Genomic DNA, 22,286 nt, shown 5'->3' with positions numbered 1-22,286 from the left:
TGAGAGCGACACTGGAACCGGAGACGCAGATCAGTCGGCCGGTTGAATATCACAGCAAGTCCGGCAAGATGGCCGGGGGCGCTCACGCATTGCGGAGGAACACCAATGCTGACTGGAACCTGCCATTGCGGCGCCGCCCGCTGGACGATTGAAGGCGACCCCTAACGACGCTTCATGCAACGCAGGGTGGCACGTTTAAAACCACTGGCATTGCAATACAAGGAGACCAAGTGATGGCCAAGAAGTACACTGCGAAGTGCGCCTGCGGCGCCGTCAAGTTCGAGTTTGATACCGATCCCACGTTCATTGCAATTTGTCACTGCCTCGACTGCAAGAAGGCTTCCGGCGGTGAAGCTGCGACGTTTTTCGCCGTGCCAGAGGATGATTTCACGCTGATCAGCGGCAAGCCGAAAGCGTTTCACTACATCGCCAATTCGGGCAATGGGCTCGACCGGAATTACTGCCCGGAATGCGCGGCGCGGGTATTCACGGACAATCTTGAAGGCTTCCCCGGCACAGTGTTCGTCCAGCTCGGAAGTCTCGACCGCCCTGAGTTGATCGCGCCGAAACTCGAGATGTTCACCAGGCGTCGTCTCGGATGGGTAAAGCCACTTGACCTTCCCCAGTTCGAGAACATGCCCAGCTGAAAGATACCGGGGCGGGATGGTCAGGCAATACGGAGGAGGACCAATGCTGACGGGAACCTGCCATTGCGGCGCCGCCCACTGGAGCCTGGAGGGCGACCCCGGCCCGATCACCGCCTGCAACTGTACGCTTTGCCGCCGCTACGGCACCCTCTGGGCCTATGATTTTGTCGACGAGCGCATCCGCGTCGTGGGGCCGGTGCGTTCCTACATGCGGGCCGGCAAGGAGACGCCCTCGCTCGAAATTCTGTTTTGCCCGACCTGTGCTTGCCTGGCGCGGCTTGCGCCGCGGTGACAGCGGGCGCACGCGGATCGCCGTCAATGTCAGGCTGGCGCCGCCTGAGGCGGTCGCTGACTTGCCGATCGATCATTTCGACGGGCTGGACAGTTTTGATGACCTGCCACGCGATGGTCGCTGCGTGCGCGATATGTGGTTCTAAAAAATCGTGCGCGAGACCGGCCGCTCGACGGCAGGCGTTAGCCCGTCACTGGCGTCGCCAGAAGCCTGCCTGGGCGGGCTCTCGATGGGCGCAGCCGGTACGTCGGGCACGACGACGAACTGCGGCACCTGCTTGTAGGAGAAGCCGCCCCTGATGTTGCCCATCTTGCCGGCGACGATCTCGACCACCGCCTGTTCGAGCTTGCGGTCATAGCGGGTTTCAGCCACGGCCGGCGCGGCGATGACGGCCAAAAGGGCCACGCCGCACAGAAGCGTTCGCATTGTTTTTAACTCCCTGCCTTGGTCCGGTTCTAGCAGGGCGGCGTTGAAAAACGGCCAAAAGACACGGTAAGCGAAACGCCAAACAGAAGCGTTAACAGAACGTTACGAAAGAAAGCCGGCAAACCGCTTCAAAGGCGTGAGATTGTGATTCAGGCGCGTTGCGCGAGATTTGTTCAGGCGCGCTGGGCGCGAGCGGAATGGCCGAGTGCGATGAAGACAGTGCGCACGATGCCGGCGGCGTCGAGCCCGGCGTCTGCATACATTTTTTCCGGCTTGGCGTGGTCGGTGAACTCGTCGGGAAGCACCAGCGGGCGCACTTTCAGGCCGCTTTCCAGCAGGCCTTCATGGGCGAGAAACTGCAGCACATGGCTGGCGAAGCCGCCGACAGCGCCCTCTTCCACCGTCACCAGCACTTCATGCGAGCGGGCCAACCGGCGAATCAGATCCTCGTCGAGCGGCTTGGCGAAGCGGGCGTCGGCAACCGTCGTCGAAAGTCCGGCCGCACCGAGTTCCTCGGCGGCGATCAGGCAGTCCTGCAGCCGCGTGCCGAAGGACAGGAGCGCCACCTTGGTGCCTTCCCTGACGATGCGGCCCTTGCCGATTTCGAGCACGGAGCCGCGCTCCGGCATGTCGACGCCAACACCGTTGCCGCGCGGATAGCGGAAGGCGATCGGGCCTTCGTCATAATAGGCGGCGGTGCGCACCATGTGGCGAAGCTCCGCCTCGTCGGCGGCCGCCATCACCACAAAGCCCGGCAGCGTCGCCAGGAAGGTGGTATCGAAAGCGCCGCAATGGGTGGCGCCGTCGGCGCCAACAAAGCCGGCGCGGTCGATCGGGAAACGCACCGGCAGTTTCTGGATCGCCACGTCGTGGACGACCTGGTCGTAGGCGCGCTGCAGGAAGGTCGAATAGATGGCGGCGAAGGGCTTGTAGCCTTCGGTGGCGAGGCCAGCGGCAAACGTCACCGCATGCTGCTCGGCGATGCCGACATCGAAGGTCCGGGTCGGAAACGCTTCGCCGAACAGGTCGAGGCCGGTGCCGTTCGGCATGGCGGCGGTGACGGCGACGATGCGGTCGTCGGCGCGCGCCTCCTGGATCAGGCTTTCGGCGAACACCTTGGTGTAGGCCGGCGCGTTGGCCGGCGCCTTGGTCTGCGCGCCGGTGATGACGTCGAACTTGTTGACGCCGTGATATTTGTCGGGCGCGGCCTCGGCCGGGCCGTAACCCTTGCCCTTCTGGGTCACGACATGGATCAGCACCGGGCCGTCGGCATTGTCGCGGACATTCTTCAAGACCGGGATCAGGTGTTCGAGATTGTGCCCGTCGATCGGGCCGATATGGTAGAAGCCAAGCTCCTCGAACAGCGTGCCGCCGGTGACATAACCGCGCGCATGCTCGACCGCCCGCGTGATGGCGCGATCGGCGCGCTTGCCGAGATAGGAGGTCAGTTTCTTGCCGAAATCGCGCAGGCCGAGATAGGTCTTCCCTGAAGCGAGCCGCGCCAGATAGGCGCTCATGGCGCCGGTCGGCGGGGCGATCGACATGTCGTTGTCGTTGAGGATGACGATCAGTCGGGCATCGAGCGCGCCGGCATTGTTCAATGCTTCAAATGCCATGCCGGCCGACATGGCGCCGTCGCCGATGACGGCAATGACATTGTTGTTGCCGCCCGAGAGGTCGCGCGCCATCGCCATGCCCAGACCAGCGGAAATCGAGGTCGAGGAGTGCGCGGCGCCGAACGGGTCGTATTCGCTCTCGGCGCGGCGAGTAAAGCCGGACAGGCCGCCCTCCTGGCGCAGCGTGCGGATGCGATCGCGGCGACCGGTCAGGATCTTGTGCGGGTAGGCCTGGTGGCCGACATCCCAGATCACCCGGTCTTCCGGCGTGTTGAAAACATAGTGCAGCGCCACGGTCAGCTCGACGACACCGAGGCCGGCGCCGAGATGCCCGCCCGTATGCGAGACGGCATCGATCAGCTCGGCACGCAGCTCCGAGGCCAGCTGCGGCAGCTCGCTTTCGTCAAGTTTCTTCAGGTCGGCTGGAATGCGGACCTTGTCGAGAAGCGGCGTATGCAGCGTTGCGTTCACTGTTTAGGAGCCTGCCCAGCTATTTTCGTTCATGCGCGTTGATCATGGGCGAAATATGCCTCCGCCCGCCGAATGTAAATGCGTGTCAGTGACGCGGGTGTTGCTGACGTTAATTGTCCGGTAACGGAATGAACTCTTCCTCATCTCCAGGAACGATATCGAAGCGGCCCGTCTTCCATTCCTGTTTGGCCTGTTCGATACGCTCCTTCGACGACGAGACGAAATTCCACCAGATGTGGCGTGGGGAGCCGAGCGATGCCCCGCCAAACAGCATGAAATGGGCGCCGCGTTCGGATGAGACGACGAGTTCGTCGCCGGGCCGGAACACGAGCAGACGCTCGGCTGGAAAGCGGTCGCCCGATATCGAGACATCGCCGTCCAGCGTGTAGATGGCGCGTTCCTCGGCGTCGGCGGGGATTTTGACGCTGGCGCCGGGCGCCAGGCGCAGATCGGCGTAAAGCGTTTCGGTGTCGGCTCTTACCGGCGAGCGCAGTCCCTGGAAATCGCCGATCACCACACGGCCGCTGACGCCTTCGGCGTCGATTTCGGGCAGAAGCAGTGCCGCGGTGTTCTCGAACACCGGCGCCACCTCCTCCTTGCCGTCGGGCAGCGCCAGCCAGGTCTGCAGCCCGGAGACCGACATCGGCGCTCCGCGCAATTCTTCGGGCGTGCGCTCGGAATGGACGATGCCGCGGCCGGCGGTCATCAAATTCACGTCGCCGGGCTGGATGACCATTTCGGTGCCGAGCGAATCGCGGTGCCTGATCTTGCCGTCGAACAGATAGGTGACGGTGGAAAGCCCGATATGCGGGTGCGGACGCACATCCATCGCCTGGCCGCCGCGCAATATAGCCGGACCCATGCGGTCGAAGAAGATGAACGGACCGACCAGGCGCCGCCTTGCCGTCGGCAGAGCGCGGCGAACCTGGAAGCCGCCAATATCCTTGGCGTTCGGAATGACCATCAGCTCGATCTGGTCGCTGGCGAAGGCGTCGCCAGGCTCAGGGTCCTTGCCGGGGAAGAAGCTCATCTGGATTTCCTCAGGCGAAGCGCAGCGCCGATTTGGCTTTTGCCTTGGCTGCCACCTCTTCGCGATTGCGGGGATGATGGTTGGTTTCCAGCGAATGCAGCAATTCATGCGCCGATTCGGCGATCGCCTCGACGGCGCGGTCGAAGGCCGCCTGGTTGCGCTGCGAGGGCCGCGTCGTTCCGCTCAATTTGCGCACGAACTGAAGGGCGGCATCGCGGATCTCGTCATGGGTTGCCGGCGGATCGAAGTTGAACAGCGTCTTGATGTTTCTGCACATGCTTGAACTCCTTACCTGCTTTCTCTGCCCGCCCCGTTTGACAAATTACTCCGCGTCGAGCGGCTCGGTTCCCACCGGCTTGCCATCGCGCGACAGCCTGATCTTCTCGACCTTGTCCTCGGCCGACTTCAGCAGCCGGTCGCAATGGGCCTTCAGCGCTTCGCCGCGCTCATAGATCCTGATCGACTGATCGAGCGGCACGTCGCCGCGTTCGAGATCATCGACGATCTTTTCCAGCGCGTCGAGTGCCTGCTCGAAGCTCATCGCCTTGACGTCTTCATTTGCTTCGCCAGCCATACTCTATCCCTTCATCAGCCGCCCGACATGGGCGGCGACCGAAAATGCCAGTCCCTGCAGATCGTAGCCGCCCTCGAGCAGGCTGACGAGCCGGTTGCTGCTGTGGCGCCCGGCGCGCTCCAGCAGTTGGCCGGTTGCCCAGTCGAAATCGTCCTCGCTGAGATTGATCTCGGCCAACGGGTCGCGATGGTGGGCGTCGAAGCCGGCGGAAATAATGATCAGGTCCGGCGCAAAATTGTCGAGCGCCGGCAGGACACGCGACAGCAAGGCATCGCGGAACATGTCTGAGCCGGTCTGTGGCGCCAGCGGCGCGTTGACAATGTTGCCGGCGCCGGTTTCGTTCTTGGCGCCGGTGCCGGGATAGAGCGGCATCTGGTGCGTCGAGCAGTAAAGCACCGACGGATCGTCCCAGAAAATGTCCTGCGTGCCGTTGCCGTGGTGGACGTCCCAGTCGACGATAGCGACGCGCTCGGCGCCGTGTTTCTTCTGCGCATAACGCGCCGCGATGGCCGCGGTGTTGAACAGGCAGAACCCCATCGCCGTGGTCTTTTCGGCGTGGTGGCCGGGCGGACGCGCGGCAACAAAAGCGTTGGCGACGCGGCCCTCAAAGACATCGTCGACGGCGGCGTTGGCCGCGCCGATGGCGGTGACCACCGCCTGCCAGCTTTTCGGGCTGGCGCTGGTGTCGGCATCGATCGAGGCGATGCCGCTCTCGGGGATCGCGGCGCGGACGCGGGCGACAAAGTCCTCAGGGTGGGCGTAAAGGATGGTGGCCTCGTCGCCTTGCGGCGCGGTGACCCGGTCGAGCGCGGCAAAGGCCTCGTCGTCGAGCACGCGCTCTATGGCGCGCAAGCGATCTGGCCGCTCCGGATGACCGGGCGGCGTCAGATGTTCGAGGAAGATCGGATGGGTGTAGAGCCTGGTGACCATGACCCGATATAGGCGCGCCCGGCCGCTTTGACCATGGTTTGACGCCGCACTGTCGCGACGTTCAACAGGGATTAGGTGCTCGGCTGCGTCCAGCGCGAGCCACCGAACGAGGCCAGCGCCTTATCCCTGAGTTCCCTGAACTTGGACGACGCCTCGGCCAGCCGCTGGTCCCAATCGGCATTCGGCACCTGGCCTTCGATGGTCTTGAAATAGACCTGCATCAGGCAGGCGATGGCGAAGGGTTCGATGAAGGCCGCCTTGAAGGCCCAGGCCAGCAAGATCGCCAGCACGAAGGCCCAGCCGCCGAGCTGCCCCGGAATGAACCACATAATGGCGGCAGCCGGCGCCAGCATCAGCAGGAAGATGACGAAGGACACGCCCCACATGATGACGGCCAGCCAGACGGCGTTCTTGACCATGGTCTTGCCGTTCTGGGCATAGAGCACGACGCCTTGCCGCGCCGTCTCGAAGGGCGAGGACGAGTTGATGCGGATGTTGTAGCCGAGGATGATCTCGTCGACATAGGTCAGCGACAGGCGGATCACCGTGTTGATGAAGGCGACCAGGCCGCTGAGGCCGGGAATGGGCAGGAAGGCGGCGATGCCGCCGATCAGGCCGGTGATGGCGCGGATGGCACCCTTGACCAGCTGATCGAGCACGAAAAGGATGTTGGCCTCGGCGAAACGCTCCTTCACCACATCCTGGGCATAGGCGATCTGGTCCTGGCCATTGGGGACGTCGCGGCCGTCGATCAGATGGACCATGACGGCGATATGGCCGGCCTTGACGACGTAGAGGATGTACTCGCGGATCCAATAAAGCGCGATCGAAACGACACCGATGCCGACGATGCCGCCCCAGAGCGCAAAAGAAAGCGGCCCGTCGGGATCGGTGGAGATATGGCCGACGCCATAGCCGACGGAGGCGCCGCTGCCGGTCGCCACGATATAGGCCAGGGTGATGCCGAAATAGACGATCATGCGAAAGACGATGAACGGCCATGTCCTGATCATGATGGACACCGACCTGCCGATCTCGAAATCCCACATGCCCGAATCTCCCCTCAGAGATGGGTGGGGAGGATGAACTTGGGCCGAAAATTGTCAATCTCGGCAGATGCCGGGTCTCGGCCGATGAGATTTCAGACCGGCCGCGCATCCTGCTTCTTCAGCAACCCTTCCAGCAACTGCTTGAAGGCCGCCACCACGGTCTTCGACGTCGCTTCGGGGTCGTTCGAATTGGCGATGCGCTGCGCCGCCTGGCTGCTGGCGCCGTTGATCAGCCGCGCGGCGGTTTCGGGATCGACGCCGGGGACGACTACGCCCTCCTGCTGCAGACTGGTCAGATGATCGGTCATTGAACCGACGCAGGCATTGGCATTCGGCCATTGCGCCGGGTCGCCGAGCACGGCCGGACCATCGCGGAACATGATGCGCTGGATTTCCGGCTCCAGCGCCATCTCGATATAGGTCGTGCATTCGTCGACGAAATGCTGCCAGCGGGTCGGCGCTTTCGACGCGATCTCATTTATGCGAACCGCCATCTCACCGTCGATTTCGGCGATGACCGCCTGCAGCAGCCCCTTCTTGTCACCGAAATGATGGTAGAGCGCGCCGCGCGTCAGCCCGGCCGAAGCGGTGAAATCGTCCATCGACGCCTCGGCATAGCCGATCGTGCCGAAAGCGTGGCGGGCCGCCGTGATCAGCTTGGCGCGCGTTTCGGCGATCATCTCCTTGCGGGGTCTGTGCATGGTTCTGGCCTTATTAACATACGCGTCGTATGCCAATTGACATACGATGCGTATGCTCTATCTAATAATCATACGCATCGTATGTAATTGTCAAATTGGCCTTTGTCGAGGAACCAAGCCATGCAAAACCCCTACGCCGAAATCTTTCGTGCCCCAGGAGCCAAGGGCTTTGCCGCTGCCGGCTTCCTGGCCCGCCTGCCGATCGCCATGGCGCCGATCGGCATCGTGGCGATGCTGTCGCAAACGCATGGCGAATACTGGCTGGCCGGCGCCGTCGCGGCGACCTTCGCGCTGAGCAATGCTTTCGTTGCACCGCAAATCTCAAGGCTGGTCGACCGGCTCGGCCAGACGCGCATCGTTGCTCCCACCACCATCGTCACCGTGCTCGCCTTTGCGATCCTGATTGCGGCAGCCAATCAGGACTGGCCGGTATGGACACTGTTCGTGTCGGCGCTGGCGGCCGCGGCCATGCCCAGCGTGCCGGCCATGGTGCGCGCGCGCTGGACCGAGATTTTTCGCGGCCGGCCGCAGATGAACACCGCTTTCGCCTTCGAGTCGGCGGCGGACGAACTGGTCTACATCGCCGGGGCATCACTGTCGGTGGGGTTGAGTGCCGCCCTGTTCCCGGAAGCTGGTATTCTGGTGAGCACGCTGTTCCTCGCCATCGGCTCGACAGCCTTCATCCTGCAGCGCTCGACCGAACCGCAAGTCCGGCCGGTCGATCATGTCTCGAGCGGCTCGGCAATCCGGCTGCGGCCGGTGCAGATCATCACCTTCGCCCTGATCTTCGTCGGCGCCACCTTCGCCACGACGGAAGTGACCACGGTTGCGATCACCAAGGAGCTCGGCCAGCCAGGTGCTGCCAGCCTTGTCATCGGTGTCTATGCTTTGGGATCGTTCGTGCTTGGCCTCGTCGTCGGCGCCGTCAGCCTGAAGGCGCCGCTGCAACGCCAGCTGGCCATCGCGGTCGCCCTCGTCGCGCTCGGCACGCTGCTGCCGCTCACAGCCGGCACGGTACCGCAGCTGGCGCTGACCGTGTTCGTCAGCGGCGTGGCGATCTCGCCGACCTTTATCACCGCCTTCGGCCTGATCGAGCGGCACGTGCCGGAAGCGATGCTGACCGAAGGCATCACCTGGGTGATGACCGGGATCGGCATCGGCATGGCGCTGGGCTCGTTTGCCGCCGGCGCGGTGGTGGATGAGTTCGGCGCCCGGAACGGGTTCTGGGTCTCGGTGGCGGCCGGCACTATCGCACTGGTCACGGTGCTCGCCGGCCAGCGCAGCCTGGCCACCCATGAATGCGAGCTGGACGGATGCGACGCGGCCGCCATTCCTGCGGAGTGACTTGCTAGACGCCCGGTTCGAACAGACCGGGCGTTTCTGCTTTAGATAATCTCGGTCTTGGCGATGTGGATGCCAAAGCCTTCGAGGCCGACATAGTGGCGTTCGCGCGAGGCGATCAGGTTGATCGAGGAAATGCCGAGATCCTTCAGGATCTGCGCGCCGAGGCCGATCTCGCGCCATTCGTTCTCGCGGCGTCGTGCCTCTTCATGGTCCTCGCGGTCGCCGCTCAGCGGCCGCTTGCGCTCCTGATGGGCGACGCCGACGGAGCCCTCCCTGAGATAGACGATGACGCCGCGCTTGCGTTCGCCCATCGCCTTCATGATGCCGTCGAGCCGGTGGCTGGTGCCGAATACGTCCGTCACCACATCCTCGGAATGCAGCCGCACCGGCACGTCCTCGCCATCGCGGATATCGCCGAAGACGATCGCGACATGGTGCATGGAATCCCAGGGCAGTGTGTAGGTGAAAACCTGCGCCTTGCCGCCGAGCGTGTCGATTTCGGAACAGGCGACGCGCTCGACCAGTGTCTCCTTGCGCTGCCGGTAGGCGATAAGGTCGGCGACCGAAACCTGCTTGAGGCCATGTTCTTCGGCGAAGGCCGACACCTGCGGACCGCGCTTGACGGTGCCGTCGTCGTTGACGAGTTCGGAAATGACGCCAACCGGCGGCAGGCCGGCGAGCTTGCACAGGTCCACCGCGGCCTCGGTATGGCCCGAGCGCATCAGCACGCCACCTTCGCGGGCGATTAGCGGAAAGATGTGGCCCGGACGGACGAAATCCGAACCGCCGACATTGCCGTTGGCGAGGTTGCGCACGGTCAGCGTGCGGTCGTCGGCTGAAATGCCGGTCGTGGTGCCATGTTTGAAATCGACGCTGACGGTAAAGGCGGTGGTGTGGGCGGAATCATTGTCGGCGACCATCGGCGACAGGTTCAGGCGCTTCGCCTCCTCGCGCGGCATCGGCGTGCAGACGATGCCGGAGGTGTGGCGGATGATGAAGGCCATCTTCTCCGGCGTGCAATGGACGGCGGCAACGATCAGATCGCCCTCGTTCTCGCGTCCGTCATCGTCCATGACGACAACGATCTCACCGCGCTCGAAAGCGCGGAGGGCTTCGACGATTTTCTTCTGGTCGTAAGGCATTGGCTCGCTTCGCTCACAGGGCAGTAGGGGAATAGGGCAGTAAGGCAGTAGGGAAAAGGAAAATCTGGCTGTGTTCGGCGGGCTGCGTAACATATTGCCCTACTGCCTTACTGCCCTATGCCCCTCCCTTTCCCGTCTGTCCTCGGTGCCGCAAATAGTGATCGGCAATCGCGCAGGCAACCATGGCCTCGCCGATCGGCACGGCGCGTATGCCGACGCAGGGGTCGTGGCGGCCTTTGGTCATGACATCGACGTCGTTGCCGTCCTTGTCGATGGATTTGCGCGGCGTCAGGATCGACGAGGTCGGCTTGACGGCGAAACGGGCGACGATCGCCTGGCCGGTCGAGATGCCGCCCAAAATGCCGCCGGCATTGTTGGACAGGAAGACCGGCTTGCCGTCATTGCCCATGCGCATCTCATCGGCATTCTGTTCGCCGGTGATGCGGGCGGCCTCGAAGCCATTGCCGATCTCCACGCCCTTGACGGCGTTGATCGACATCAGGCCCGACGCAATATCCTGGTCGAGCTTGGCGTAGATCGGCGCGCCGAGGCCGGCCGGCACGCCGTCGGCGACGATTTCGATCACCGCGCCGACCGAGGAGCCGGATTTGCGGATGCCGTCGAGATAGCTGGTGAAGACCGGAACCGAGGCCGGGTCCGGGGTGAAGAACGGGTTTTCGGCGTCGCCGATGAAATTCCAGTTCCAGTTGGCACGGTCGATGGATTTCTCGCCCATCGAGACCAGCGCGCCGCGCACCACCATGCCGGGCACCACCTTGCGGGCAAGCGCGCCGGCAGCCACGCGCGCTGCCGTCTCGCGCGCCGAGGAACGACCGCCGCCGCGATGGTCGCGCACGCCGTATTTGACGTCATAGGTGTAGTCGGCGTGGCCGGGACGGTACTGGCGGGCGATCTCGCCATAGTCCTTGGAGCGCTGGTCGACATTCTCGATCAGCATCGAGACCGGCGTACCGGTGGTGATCATCGTCTCGCCATCCTCGTCGAGGATGAAGCCGGACAGGATCTTGACCTCGTCCGGTTCGCGGCGCTGGGTCACAAAACGTGACTGGCCGGGACGGCGCTTGTCGAGTTCGGCTTGGATTTCGGCCCGCGTGAAGCGGATGCCGGGCGGGCAGCCGTCGACGACGCAGCCGAGTGACGGGCCATGGCTTTCGCCCCAGGTGGTGACGCGGAAGAGATGGCCGAACGTGTTGTGAGACATGGAATTTTGCCCTGCCCGGCAGCGGAACCGGATCAAGGGTGCCTTCTATTGGCGTTTTCCACAGCGGTCAAACTGTGATCCGGCGGTTTTAGTTTTGACACATTCGGTTGGTTTCTGCTCTCTTCCATCCGCCCGTTGAAAGCTCGCCGCCACCCGTGCAGGCGCAATGACAAAGAGGACGACGATGCGTACCCTGATCGGCGCTGCTGCCGCCATGTTGCTGATTTCCACCGCCGCCTATGCCGGCCAGACCGAAGGCCTGATCAAGAAGGTCGACAAGGACGCGCTGACGCTGACGCTGGAGGACGGCAAGTCCTACAAGCTCAACGCCGAGACCGATCTCGACTCGCTGAAGCCCGGCATGGATATCGTGATCGCCTATGACGTGACGAATGGCGAGAACGTCGTCACCGACATGGAACTGCCTGATACTGAGTAAGGCCGACACCGAATAGGACCAGCATCGAACAGGGTTTTTCGCCCTGCGGACAAAACAGGACGGACGTCCTGTTTGTTCGGCCGCTCGATGCTCCGGCTATCTCTTTGATTCACGCAATTCCGGACGGAAAACCGTTTCACACTTTTCCTGGAATTGCTTAGCCTAAAGCCACTCCAGACGCCCGTCTTGCAGCCTGAGCACGCGGTCCTGCGGTACTTCCAGCCTCGCCGCTTCGTCTTCGGAAACACCTTCGACCATCCGAAACAGGGTCCGGACAACGCCGCCATGGGTGACGCAGACCGTCTGGCGGTCCAGCGCTTCGAACCACGGCTTCACCCGTTCGAGCAGCATCTGGTAGCTTTCGGCGCCCTCACCCGGGGGCTGGAAATTCCATTTGTTGCGCCGGCGCGGCTTGACCGAGCCGGGGCTACGTGCCTCGAGTTCGGCAAAGGTGAACCCCTGCCAGTCGCCGAAATGCACCTCGACCAGGCGCGGGTCGGTGCGAAAGGCGTCGGGATCGAGCTGCATTGCCAAGCGTAGCCGCTGCATCGTCTCGCGCGTCCGCTTCATCGGGCTGGCGACAAAGTCGAAATCTTCGGGATTCTGAATCAGTTCGGCCAGCCGCCGCCCATTGCGGGTCGCCTGCTCGCGGCCGAGTTCATTGAGATCGGTGTCGGCCTGCCCTTGCAGCCGGAACTCGGCATTCCACTGCGTCTGGCCGTGGCGCACGATGTAGACGAGCGGAACCATCAGGTCTTCCGGAAAGCAGGACAGACGGGCAGAGATAGCGGCAGAACTAATCCTTGACGGTCGAAATATCCGGCGCGTCGACCGCCTTCATGCCGACGACGTGGTAACCGGAATCGACATGGTGCACTTCGCCGGTGACGCCACGCGACAGGTCGGACAGGAAATAGACACCGGAATCGCCGACTTCTTCCTGGGTGACGGTCTGCTTCAGCGGCGAGTTGTACTCGTTCCACTTCAGGATGTAGCGGAAATCGCCAATACCCGAAGCAGCCAAGGTCTTGATCGGCCCGGCCGAGATGGCGTTGACGCGGATCTTCTTGCCGCCGAGATCGACGGCGAGATAGCGCACGCTGGCTTCGAGCGCGGCCTTGGCGACACCCATGACGTTGTAATGCGGCATCACTTTTTCGGCGCCATAATAGGTCAGCGTCAGCAGCGAGCCGCCATCGGTCATCAAGGCCTCGGCGCGCTTGGCGATGGTGGTGAAGGAATAGACCGAAATGTCCATGGTGCGCAGGAAGTTGTCGCGAGTCGTCTCGACATAGCGGCCGGTCAGCTCGTCCTTGTCGGAAAAAGCGATGGCATGGACGAGGAAGTCGAGCTTGCCACCCCAATGGTTGGCGACATTGGCGAAAACCTCGTCGAGGCTCGCCGGGTCGGTGACATCGCAATGGCCGGCGACAAAGGCGCCCAGTTCCGCAGCCAGCGGCTCGACGCGCTTCTTGAACGCCTCGCCCTGATAGGTCAGCGCGATCTCGGCGCCGTGGTCGACGCAGGCCTTGGCGATGCCGTAGGCGATCGATCTGTTGTTGGCGACGCCCAGAATAAGCCCGCGCTTGCCGGCCATAAGGCCCTGTCCACCCGCCATGTCAGCGCTCTCCGAAAGATGTTCTGCTTTGGAGTGCCTATCGCACAGGCAGAAAGGCGCATCAAGCGCAGACGGGCCGCGCGTTCAATTCAGACACTGGGCAAACAACGATTGGGGGTATGTAACGTGTTTGTGAGCTTCAAATGGTTCACTGCGGCCAGCGCGCCTCGACGGCACAGGTCCGCGACCGACCAGCCGAATCGGCCGGTCGGCACCGGATGCGACCCTATTCCGCGACTTTGCGCCAGGGAATGAGCATGCCCACCTGCTTGCGGTAGAGGCGGTACTGATCGCCGAACATCGCGACGAGATCGCGTTCCTCGAGGAAGATGCCGAGCAGGATGTAGCCGGTGCTGCCCGCTGCGAAGAGCAGATGGCCCCATGTCATGGACGGCGTCGCCCAGAAGGCCAGGAGAAAGCCGACATAGATCGGGTGCCGGACCCATTTGTAGAAAAGCGGCGTCCTGAACACCGGCTCCGGCAGTTTGCCCTTGCGCAAAGCCGCGAAGACCTGGCGCAGGCCGAACAGCTCGAAATGGTTGATCAGATAGGTGCTGATCAGCAACACAGCCCAACCGAGCCAGAACACGCCATGGAGGACGGCGACCCAGAACGGGTTCTCGACCGTCCAGACGGGGCCGGGGACCGGCCGCCATTGCCAGTAGAGCAAAAGCAGGATGAGGCTGGCCAAAAGCACATAGGTGCTGCGTTCGGCCGCGTGCGGGACAATCCTCGTCCACCAGCGCTTGAACACCGGCCGCGCCATGATGCTGTGCTGGGCGGCGAAAAGGCCGAGCAGCAATGCGTTGACGATGACAGCTTCGACCGGACTTCCCACGATCCCTGAATCGATCGATTTCGGCACGGCAATGTTGCCGACGAAACCAACCGCATAGAGAAACGAACCGAGAAATATCAGGTATGCGGCAACGCCGTAGATAAGGGTGATTGCTCCCGCCATGACTGCCCCTCCATGCAAGCATCAAAATTCGGTCGGTCGACCGAATTCATGTCAAAAACCATAAACTTGATAGCGAGTCAACTTGATCGGTCGCTCGACCGAGATATGGTGGTGAGACGCCCAGCCTCGGACAGGAGAACCAATGACCCGCCCAGATTGTGCCGATTCCAACGGCAGGCACGCCGTATGACGGACGCTGTCAAAGCCGCCGCCCCACCCCAGAACAAGCCAAAGCGCGACACGCGTGCCGAACTGATTTCGGCAGCCGAACTATGCCTGTATCGAGGTGGCTATGCCGATCTGTCGACGCGCCGGGTCGCCGAGATCGCCGGCGTTCCGCTCAGCCAAATCCACTATCATTTCGGCTCCAAGGAACGGCTGTTCCTGGCCCTGCTCGATCATCTGAACGAAGGGCTGTTAAAGCGCCAGGCGGAGACGTTTGCAGCACCGATGCCGCTGTGGCGGCGTTGGGAGCGTGCCTGCGATTTCCTCGATGATGATCTGGCCTCCGGCTATGTCCGCATCCTGCACGAGATGATCGCTGCAAGCCTGTCGAGCCCCGAAATCGCCAAGGCGGTGCGCCGCGACCTGCGTGGCTGGTTCGAACTGCTGGACGGACTGGCGCAAGAGGCGGAGCGGCGGTTTGGCGGCCTTGGACCATTTTCCGCCGCCGAGGTGACCAGCCTGGTCAGCGCTGCCTTCCTTGGCAGCGAGACGATGATCCTGCTGGAGATCGAGAGTTCGCATGTCCCGGTGCGGCAGGCCTTGCGCCGCTTCGGCGAAACCATCCGGCGCATGGAGGAAGCAGCGCCCGACGCCTAGCCAGCAGGCGAAAAGCAGCCGCGTCAGCCCTTGCGGCCGCGCATCAGCGCTTCGAGCTCGCTGTCGCCACCTTCCGGCAGCATGATGCGGACATGGGCGTAGAGATCGCCATGGCCGCCGGCCTTTTCCGGCAAGCCCCTGCCCTTGAGACGCAGAACCTTGTCCGAACTCGACCAGGCCGGGACATTGACCGCCAGCCTGCCGGTGGGCGTGTCGACCGGTACCTTGGCGCCCAGCACCGCATCGGCCAACGCCACCTCCAGATCGGCATGCAGATCGCGGCCCTCGATGCGATAGCGCGGGTGCCTGCGGATATGGATCTTGACCAACGCATCGCCCGGCTGTCCCGGTCCTTGCTCGCCCTGGCCCTTCAACCGGATGGTCTGGCCCTCCTCGACATAGGCCGGCAGCTTGACCGCGATCTTGCGGCCGTCGGGGAACATAGCCGTCACCTTTTCGGCGGTCGCCATCTCCTCGATGGTGACGTCGAGCGTCACGTTGAGGTCCGCTGCCTGCACCGGCTGGCGGCGGTCGCCGGCGCCGCGCGCGCCGGAAAAAGCGTCGCCAAAGATCTGGCTGAAGATGTCGCTGTTGCCGTCGAACGGATCGCCGCCCGGACGGCCCGAGCGGAATTCGAAGCGCGAGCCGCCGGCGCCCTGCTGGCGGCGAAAGCCGCCAAACGGATCGCCGCCACCGGCTGCGCCCTCAAAACCCTGGAATTTCGGCTTGCCGTCGGCGTCGATCTCGCCGCGGTCGAACGCCGCACGATTCTTCTCGTCGCCGATCACTTCATAGGCCTGGTTGGCAGCGGCAAACCGGTCCTTCGCCTTGGGATCATTCGGGTTCTGGTCCGGATGATGCTTCTTGGCGAGTTTGCGGTAGGCCGATTTTATGTCCTTGGCCGATGCGTTCTTGGCAACGCCCAGCACCTCATAGGGGTCGCGCATGCGTCCTGCCCTGGAAAAAGAGTGAATCCACGTTGCCCCCTATATGCGCTCGCATAGGAAGAAATTCCAGTGGCGCATAGCCACATAGACGGCGAAATTGAAGCACGACTGGCCGTCCAAGACCACCGATGCTAGGCTGAAGGCATGACACGCGAAGCTGCGATAGCTCGATCGGAGGCCTACTTCGATTCAGGCGCTTTTCGGGAGGATTTGGCCCGTCGGGTTGGCATGCCGACAGAAAGTCAGAACCCTGATCGCGAACATGTGCTGGTTGAATATATCGAGGCGGAGATAAAGCCTACATTCGAACTGCTTGGCTTTGCCTGCCGAACGCTTAGCCAGAACGGCTGGCCATTCTTTTTCGCCGAACGCACAGAAGACACGGCACGTCCGACGGTACTTGGCTACGGCCACGGCGACGTGATTCGCGGGTTGGATGACGAGTGGGACGAGGGACTTTCCCCGTGGCGTCTGACCGAACGTGACAACAAATGGTACGGACGCGGCGTCGCCGACAACAAGGGTCAGCATTCGATAAACGTCGGCGCTCTTCGAGCCGTGATCGAGACGCGCGGAAGGCTCGGCTTCAATGCCAAGTATCTGCTCGAAATGGGGGAAGAACGGGTCTCGCCTGGCCTGCGGGAACTGGCCAAGACCCACAAGGAATTATTCCGATCGGACGTGCTGATCGCCTCGGATGGTCCCCGCCTCTCCGCCGAAAGGCCGACCGTTTTTTTGGGCTCGCGCGGCTCTATCTCCTTCGACATCTGGATCGACGCGCGCAAGGGCAGCCATCATTCGGGAAACTGGGGCGGTCTCCTCTCGGATCCCGCCATTCAACTTGCCCATGCCATTGCGAGCATCACCGAGCCGACTGGAAAAATTCGGATTCCGGAGTGGCTTCCGACAAGCATTCCCGACGATGTACGACGCGTACTTGCGGACTGTGAGGTGGAGAACGGCACGGACGAGCCCAAAATCGATCCCGATTGGGGCGAGCCTGGGCTGACCTCTGCGGAGAAGGTTTTTGCGTGGTGCTCATATTCGGTTCTGGCTCTCGAGGCGGGGAACCCAAGGACGCCTGTTGGCGCCATCCCATCCCGAGCCTGGGCGCGTTGCCAGCTTCGCTTCGTCATCGGCGTGGACGTGGAGAAAATCCTCCCTGCCTTGCGCCGTCATCTGGACCGCAACGGATTTTCGACCGTGCAGATTGCGAAAGCACGCGACGAAGTTTTTCACGCGACGCGGCTCGATCCGAACCATCCATGGGTCAATTGGGTGGTAGATTCGATCGCCCGTACGACGGGAAAGAAACCCGCTATTCTGCCAAGCCTCGGCGGGTCGCTGCCGAACGACGTCTTTTCCGAAATTCTTGAAATGCCGACCATTTGGGTTCCGCATTCATATCCGGGATGTTCGCAGCACGCGCCCAATGAGCATCTGCCGGTTGCCATTGCCCGAGAAGGCTTGGGGCTCATGGCAGGACTTTACTGGGATTTGGGCGAGCCGAACGGACAGCCAATGACTCGCTCAGGCCTTCGGAAAGCAGACATTGATGTCGAGGCCACTTGAGGTCGGCTCTTGGCGCATAGTCGCCTATCGATGTGGGCCACACATGCGGTCTGGAACACTTAAAGCGCCTTGAAGTCCTGCATGTGCCAGCCGCCGGCGCCGGCCATGCACAATTCACCCTTGAACAAGGCGACGCCGTCGAAGCTTTCACGCGAGGCGGTGAAGCTGCGGCAGGTCTGGCCATTGTCCTGCAACTCGGCGAGTTCCGTGATGGAGCCGCGCGAGCCGGTACCGGCATTCGCCCATGGCACGGCCTGGCCGCGAAGCTCCTCTAAGTCGGCTGAGGAGACCGCATTGCCGATCGTGGTCTGGTCGGAAGCGTTATCGGCGTCCGTCGATGTCGCCTGCGCCGGCGCACTCGAGGTGACGATGGAGCGGTCGACCTCGGCTTTTTCCAGGCTGAAGCCGCCGGCGCCGCAGGCGGCAAGCGGCAAGGCGACGATCACGATCACGGCTTTCGAACTGGCCGAAGCGAAAGCGCTCCATTGACCGCTGTCAAAAGCTTGCGCGATACGCGACAATCGGCAACCTCCTGAGTTTCGAGACAATTTGAGAAAAACTATGAGTGACACCGAGTTAACAACTGGTGACTTTACCGAGGCCGCCGAGCCGTTCCGGCTCTTTGCCGCCTGGCTGGAGGACGCCACAAAGAGCGAAATCAACGATGCCAACGGCGTCGCGCTGGCAACCGTCGATGCCGACGGCATGCCGGATGTGCGTATGGTGCTGCTCAAGGGGTTCGATGAAAGCGGCTTTGTCTTCTACACGAATTTCGAGAGCGCCAAGGGCCGCGAGATTCTTGGCAGCATGAAGGCCGCGATGTGCTTTCACTGGAAATCGCTGCGCCGCCAGGTGCGCATACGCGGTCCGGTGGAGATCGTCAGCGACGCCGAAGCGGACGCCTACTACGCGACGCGGCCGCGCGGCAGCCGCATCGGCGCCTGGGCTTCGAAGCAGTCGCGGCCGCTGGAAAGCCGCTTTGCGCTGGAGAAAGCGGTTGCCGAGTACACAGCGCGCTACCCGATCGGCGAGATCCCGCGGCCAAAGCACTGGTCGGGCTTCCGCATCGTGCCGCAGGCGATCGAGTTCTGGCACGACCGGCCGTTCCGGCTGCACGACCGTGTCGTCTTTTCGCGCAACGCCGAAGGCGGCTGGGACAAGACGCGGCTCTATCCCTGACGCGTGTTCAGCCTTTCTTCCGCGTCATGAACGCGGTCAGCGCGGCGCGCGCCTCGTCGGATTTCAGCCGCTCGCGAAAATGCTCGCTCTCCACCTTGATGCGGGCGACGAGGTCGTCGCGGGAGCCGCGCATAAGGTCGCGGGCGATCTTCAGTGCCTCAGGCGGCTTGGCGGCGATTGCGCCGGCCGCAGCCAGCACCGCAGCTTCGAGCTCGCTCTCCTCGACCACCTCGTAGATCAGACCGGCAGTCTTGGCGCGCTCGGCGGAAAAGCCTTCGCCGAGGCCAAGCAGCGCGAAGGCGCCCTGACGGCCGAGGATTTGCGGCGCAAGCAGGCTGGAACCTGCCTCCGGCACCAGGCCGAGGTCGACGAAGGGCGTGCGGAACACGGTGCGCGGCGTGGCAAAGGTCAGGTCGCAATGCAGATTGAGCGTGGTGCCAATGCCGACCGCAATGCCATCGACGCCCGAGACCATCGGCTTCTCGGTTTTGGCCAGCGCCATCAGGAAGTCCCAGACTTCGTTGCCGCCCTCGCCGCCGGTAGCGATGACCAGGAAATCGGCGAGATCGTTGCCGGCCGAGAAGGCGCCCGGCATGCCGAGGAAGACATGGACGCGGACCGCCGGATCGGCGTCGCCTTCGGCCAGTGCCGTGGACATTGTCGCGTACATGGCGCGCGTCAGCGCGTTCTTCTTGTCCGGGCGGTTCATGCGGATGATCTGGATGGCGCCCTGGCGCTCGACGAGAATATGGTCTGTCACGGTCATCTTTCCCTGGTGAGCGCTTTAGGTATTCAGGCTGATATCAGCGTCTTGCCGGCGGCGGCGAGGCTGTCGGCGCCATCGATGACGCGTTCCTTCAAGGCGCCGACTTCGCCAAGCAGGTTTTCGGCAAAGAAGCGGCAAAGCGCGATGCGGTTTTGCTCGGCAAGCCCGCCACGCGCCAGATAGGCGCCGCCGGCGGCCAGCGAGATCAGCCTGAGATAGGGCGTCGCACCGGCCTGCGCTTCGTCGAGACGGCCTTCGGCCAGCAGCTTCTGCAGGAAACGCGTCGCCTCGCTCAGATCGTCGAGCGCGCGGTCGAGGGTCTCGGCGGTGCGGCCGAACCCTTGCAAGTTCGAGGTCCGCACCTCATCGGCGATGGTCTTCAGTTCGGCGATGTAGCCATGCACATGCTCGCCGCCGCCGAGCGGCAATTTGCGCGCTACCAGGTCGATCGCCTGGATGCCGTTGGTGCCCTCATAGATCGGCGCGATGCGGGCATCGCGATAGAGCGCTGCCGCGCCCGTCTCCTCGATGAAGCCCATGCCGCCATGCACCTGGACACCGAGCGACGCGACGTCGACGCCGACATCGGTGGAGAAGGCCTTGGCCAGCGGCGTCAGGAGATTGGCGCGGTCGCGCCAATGCGCGGCCTGATCGCCGGCCGAAACCCGCGCCAGGTCGATGGCGTGGGCGCAGGAATAGGAGATGGCGCGGGCGATCTGAGTCAGCGCCTTCATGGTCAGCAGATTGCGCTGCACGTCCGGGTGATGGACGATCGGCGCCATGCCGGGGCCGGCATAGCCCGACGCCTTGCCCTGGCGGCGCTCATTGGCATAGGCGATCGCCTTCTGCGTCGCGGCTTCAGCAACCGCCACGCCCTGCATGCCGACGCAAAGCCGGGCGTTGTTCATCATGGTGAACATGCAGGCGAGCCCCTTGTTCTCCTCGCCGATCAGCCAGCCTATGGCGCCGGGCGCAGCACCCCGGAACCCATCGCCATAGATCATGGTGCAGGTCGGCGAGGCATGGATGCCGAGCTTGTGCTCAAGGCCCGAACAGAAGACGTCGTTGCGGGCGCCCAACGTCCCGTCATCATTGACCAGGAGTTTCGGCACAAGGAACAGCGAAATGCCGCGCGTGCCGGCCGGCGCATCGGGCAGCCTGGCCAGCACCAGATGGATGATGTTGTCGGTGAAATCGTGCTCGCCATAGGTGATGAAGATTTTTTGGCCGAAGATGCGGTAGGTGCCGTCGCCGGCAGGTTCGGCGCGGCTGCGCAGTGCGGCGAGATCGGAACCGGCCTGCGGCTCGGTCAGGTTCATCGTCCCCATCCATTCGCCGGAGACGAGCTTTGCCAGATATTTGGCCTTGAGCGCCTCGGAAGCGTGCTTGTCCAGCGCCTCGACCGCGCCCATGGTCAGCGTCGGGCCGATGCCGAAGGCCATGGCTGCGGAGTTCCACATTTCGAGCGCGGCGACGCCGAGCATGGTCGGCAGGCCCTGGCCGCCGAATTCTTCCGGCCCCGACAGCGCGTTCCAGCCGCCGTCGACCCAGCTGCGGTAGAGCGCCTTCCAGCCGGGCGGCGTGGTGACGGCTGCATCTTTCAGCACCGCGCCGTGCTCATCGCCGATCTTGTAGAGCGGCGCCACCTCTTCGCTGGCGAAGCGGCCGGCCTCGGACAGGACGGCGTCGACAAGGTCTTCGCCGAGGTCGCCGAACGCGCCGCTGTCGAGCGCCGGCTTGAGGCCGGCGACATGCTTCAGCGTGAACGAAATGTCGTCGACCGGCGCCTTGTACATGCCGCTTTCTCCTCCGCTGCTCGCCCTCTCGATCCTAGGACCCGGGACGACGCAAAACCATCCGCCTTTGGGCGGCCTCCAGCCTTCTTTTTACGTAAACGTCAAACTTTGTCACGCGGATTTTGCACTGAACTTCGTCATCCACGGGCGGAGCGGACGCGCAGACCCGAGGATCCATGCCGCGACCTCCCGCGAAGGATGCAGCGGTGCAGAATTCTGGACCGTGGCAACACCTTGAAGTCGCGGCATGGATTCTATGGTCTGCGCCGCGTCGCTTCGCTCCTTGCTTCGCCATAGAATGACGAAATCGCGGGGCGACAGCCTGTTTGCAACGCTGCCGTTGCCTGTCAAAATTTCTGCAGCAAGGAACGACATCCTGCTGCTATGATCCGTCGGCAGACAAAAGACAGATTGGACCGGGGCAACATGCTTGCCAGACCCGAGACATACCGTTGCATCGAATGTGGCCTGCCGTATCAGGCAAACGGCTTCTCGTATTATCACGGCGAGCTCGAAAGAGGCCCCGCCTACTGGACCGATCGCGGCATATTGTGCTCGCCCAAATGCTCGCTTGCCCATCACCGCAAGCGCGCCGCCGAAGGCACGCTACAGCAGCAGCCCGCGCCGGATCCGTTCGAGGTGCAGACGGTCGGGCGGCGGTGAGCATCGGAGCTGGCAATCTCCCCCACGAGGGGGGAGATCGGCTGTCGCCCCGAAAGCACTTCCTTAACCATACCGGTTC

General features: G+C 63.1%; 24 protein-coding genes and 1 pseudogene. 8 read left to right on the top strand and 17 right to left on the bottom strand.

Annotation, left to right across the window (positions count from 1 at the left end; genetic code table 11):
• Positions 1-233 precede the first annotated feature (233 nt).
• Together AC1DXM_RS15195 and AC1DXM_RS15190 are read left to right on the top strand one after the other, a co-directional pair.
• Positions 234-647 (top strand): GFA family protein, encoded by a 414-nt coding sequence (locus AC1DXM_RS15195; protein ID WP_477233801.1) that lies wholly within the window; start codon positions 234-236, stop codon positions 645-647.
• A 43-nt stretch (positions 648-690) separates the two neighbouring features.
• A pseudogene (locus AC1DXM_RS15190) lies at positions 691-1,084 on the top strand (GFA family protein).
• Here the strand turns inward: AC1DXM_RS15190 and AC1DXM_RS15185 are convergent.
• The 8 genes from AC1DXM_RS15185 to AC1DXM_RS15150 form a co-directional block, all read right to left on the bottom strand.
• Positions 1,081-1,365, bottom strand: a complete 285-nt coding sequence (locus tag AC1DXM_RS15185) for a hypothetical protein (protein ID WP_477233799.1) — start codon at positions 1,363-1,365, stop codon at positions 1,081-1,083. The pseudogene AC1DXM_RS15190 and the gene AC1DXM_RS15185 overlap by 4 nt on opposite strands.
• 173 nt (positions 1,366-1,538) lie before the next feature.
• Positions 1,539-3,452: a 1-deoxy-D-xylulose-5-phosphate synthase gene (gene dxs, locus AC1DXM_RS15180; RefSeq protein WP_477233797.1), complete on the bottom strand. Its 1,914-nt coding sequence runs from the start codon at positions 3,450-3,452 to the stop codon at positions 1,539-1,541.
• Between the two features lie 109 nt (positions 3,453-3,561).
• On the bottom strand, positions 3,562-4,482 hold the full coding sequence (locus AC1DXM_RS15175) for a pirin family protein (protein ID WP_477233795.1): 921 nt from the start codon (positions 4,480-4,482) through the stop codon (positions 3,562-3,564).
• A gap of 10 nt (positions 4,483-4,492) precedes the next feature.
• On the bottom strand, positions 4,493-4,759 hold the full coding sequence (locus AC1DXM_RS15170) for a DUF2277 domain-containing protein (RefSeq protein WP_112563862.1): 267 nt from the start codon (positions 4,757-4,759) through the stop codon (positions 4,493-4,495).
• A 45-nt stretch (positions 4,760-4,804) separates the two neighbouring features.
• Entirely contained in the window at positions 4,805-5,056 is a 252-nt protein-coding gene (locus AC1DXM_RS15165; RefSeq protein ID WP_142866766.1) for an exodeoxyribonuclease VII small subunit, read from the bottom strand.
• A gap of 3 nt (positions 5,057-5,059) precedes the next feature.
• Positions 5,060-5,986 carry a histone deacetylase family protein gene (locus tag AC1DXM_RS15160; RefSeq protein ID WP_477233793.1) on the bottom strand — a complete coding sequence of 309 codons (927 nt, stop codon included), beginning with the start codon at positions 5,984-5,986 and terminating at the stop codon, positions 5,060-5,062.
• 71 nt (positions 5,987-6,057) lie between these two features.
• The gene (locus AC1DXM_RS15155; RefSeq protein WP_477233791.1) at positions 6,058-7,035 is read right to left on the bottom strand and encodes a hypothetical protein; all 978 of its coding nucleotides are present in this window, start codon (positions 7,033-7,035) and stop codon (positions 6,058-6,060) included.
• A 92-nt stretch (positions 7,036-7,127) separates the two neighbouring features.
• Positions 7,128-7,736: a TetR/AcrR family transcriptional regulator gene (locus tag AC1DXM_RS15150; RefSeq protein WP_477233789.1), complete on the bottom strand. Its 609-nt coding sequence runs from the start codon at positions 7,734-7,736 to the stop codon at positions 7,128-7,130.
• 120 nt (positions 7,737-7,856) lie between these two features.
• On the opposite strand from AC1DXM_RS15150, the gene AC1DXM_RS15145 reads away from it, so the two are divergent.
• Positions 7,857-9,080, top strand: coding sequence for an MFS transporter (locus AC1DXM_RS15145; protein WP_477233787.1), 1,224 nt, complete (start codon positions 7,857-7,859; stop codon positions 9,078-9,080).
• A gap of 41 nt (positions 9,081-9,121) precedes the next feature.
• Here the strand turns inward: AC1DXM_RS15145 and ribB are convergent, their stop codons facing one another.
• Both ribB and aroC read right to left on the bottom strand, forming a co-directional pair.
• Complete coding sequence (gene ribB / locus AC1DXM_RS15140) at positions 9,122-10,222, bottom strand: 3,4-dihydroxy-2-butanone-4-phosphate synthase (protein ID WP_477233785.1); 1,101 nt, start codon at positions 10,220-10,222, stop codon at positions 9,122-9,124.
• A 115-nt stretch (positions 10,223-10,337) separates the two neighbouring features.
• The gene (gene aroC, locus AC1DXM_RS15135) at positions 10,338-11,444 is read right to left on the bottom strand and encodes a chorismate synthase (RefSeq protein WP_477233783.1); all 1,107 of its coding nucleotides are present in this window, start codon (positions 11,442-11,444) and stop codon (positions 10,338-10,340) included.
• 184 nt (positions 11,445-11,628) lie between these two features.
• On the opposite strand from aroC, the gene AC1DXM_RS15130 reads away from it, so the two are divergent.
• Positions 11,629-11,883, top strand: coding sequence for a DUF1344 domain-containing protein (locus tag AC1DXM_RS15130; RefSeq protein WP_023747552.1), 255 nt, complete (start codon positions 11,629-11,631; stop codon positions 11,881-11,883).
• Positions 11,884-12,045: 162 nt separating this feature from the next.
• On the opposite strand, the gene AC1DXM_RS15125 is transcribed toward AC1DXM_RS15130, so the two are convergent.
• From AC1DXM_RS15125 to mddA, 3 genes are all read right to left on the bottom strand, one after another.
• Positions 12,046-12,633, bottom strand: coding sequence for a histidine phosphatase family protein (locus AC1DXM_RS15125; protein ID WP_477233781.1), 588 nt, complete (start codon positions 12,631-12,633; stop codon positions 12,046-12,048).
• Between the two features lie 46 nt (positions 12,634-12,679).
• Entirely contained in the window at positions 12,680-13,501 is an 822-nt protein-coding gene (gene fabI, locus AC1DXM_RS15120; protein ID WP_203279085.1) for an enoyl-ACP reductase FabI, read from the bottom strand.
• A 226-nt stretch (positions 13,502-13,727) separates the two neighbouring features.
• Complete coding sequence (gene mddA / locus AC1DXM_RS15115; RefSeq protein ID WP_477233779.1) at positions 13,728-14,462, bottom strand: methanethiol S-methyltransferase; 735 nt, start codon at positions 14,460-14,462, stop codon at positions 13,728-13,730.
• A gap of 186 nt (positions 14,463-14,648) precedes the next feature.
• On the opposite strand from mddA, the gene AC1DXM_RS15110 reads away from it, so the two are divergent.
• Complete coding sequence (locus AC1DXM_RS15110) at positions 14,649-15,284, top strand: TetR/AcrR family transcriptional regulator (RefSeq protein ID WP_477233777.1); 636 nt, start codon at positions 14,649-14,651, stop codon at positions 15,282-15,284.
• Between the two features lie 23 nt (positions 15,285-15,307).
• Here the strand turns inward: AC1DXM_RS15110 and AC1DXM_RS15105 are convergent, their stop codons facing one another.
• The gene (locus AC1DXM_RS15105; RefSeq protein ID WP_436258855.1) at positions 15,308-16,231 is read right to left on the bottom strand and encodes a DnaJ C-terminal domain-containing protein; all 924 of its coding nucleotides are present in this window, start codon (positions 16,229-16,231) and stop codon (positions 15,308-15,310) included.
• 144 nt (positions 16,232-16,375) lie between these two features.
• Between AC1DXM_RS15105 and AC1DXM_RS15100 the strand changes: the two genes are divergently transcribed.
• Positions 16,376-17,803: a M20 family metallopeptidase gene (locus AC1DXM_RS15100; protein WP_477233774.1), complete on the top strand. Its 1,428-nt coding sequence runs from the start codon at positions 16,376-16,378 to the stop codon at positions 17,801-17,803.
• Between the two features lie 59 nt (positions 17,804-17,862).
• Here AC1DXM_RS15100 and AC1DXM_RS15095 read toward each other — a convergent pair whose 3' ends face one another.
• Positions 17,863-18,324, bottom strand: a complete 462-nt coding sequence (locus AC1DXM_RS15095; RefSeq protein ID WP_477233773.1) for an RT0821/Lpp0805 family surface protein — start codon at positions 18,322-18,324, stop codon at positions 17,863-17,865.
• 40 nt (positions 18,325-18,364) lie between these two features.
• On the opposite strand from AC1DXM_RS15095, the gene pdxH reads away from it, so the two are divergent.
• A complete protein-coding gene (gene pdxH, locus AC1DXM_RS15090; RefSeq protein WP_477233771.1) occupies positions 18,365-18,982 on the top strand; it encodes a pyridoxamine 5'-phosphate oxidase in 618 nt (205 codons plus the stop codon).
• Positions 18,983-18,989: 7 nt separating this feature from the next.
• Here pdxH and AC1DXM_RS15085 read toward each other — a convergent pair whose 3' ends face one another.
• Positions 18,990-19,742 (bottom strand): crotonase/enoyl-CoA hydratase family protein, encoded by a 753-nt coding sequence (locus AC1DXM_RS15085; RefSeq protein ID WP_477233769.1) that lies wholly within the window; start codon positions 19,740-19,742, stop codon positions 18,990-18,992.
• Between the two features lie 32 nt (positions 19,743-19,774).
• Positions 19,775-21,544, bottom strand: a complete 1,770-nt coding sequence (locus AC1DXM_RS15080; protein ID WP_477233767.1) for an acyl-CoA dehydrogenase family protein — start codon at positions 21,542-21,544, stop codon at positions 19,775-19,777.
• A 426-nt stretch (positions 21,545-21,970) separates the two neighbouring features.
• On the opposite strand from AC1DXM_RS15080, the gene AC1DXM_RS15075 reads away from it, so the two are divergent.
• On the top strand, positions 21,971-22,207 hold the full coding sequence (locus tag AC1DXM_RS15075) for a hypothetical protein (protein ID WP_477233765.1): 237 nt from the start codon (positions 21,971-21,973) through the stop codon (positions 22,205-22,207).
• Positions 22,208-22,286 lie beyond the last annotated feature (79 nt).

It is taken from the genome of Mesorhizobium sp. P3_A2, from assembly GCF_056403115.1.
The sequence above is the reverse complement of the archived record's forward strand: the minus strand, read 5'-3'. Positions and strand labels throughout refer to the sequence as shown.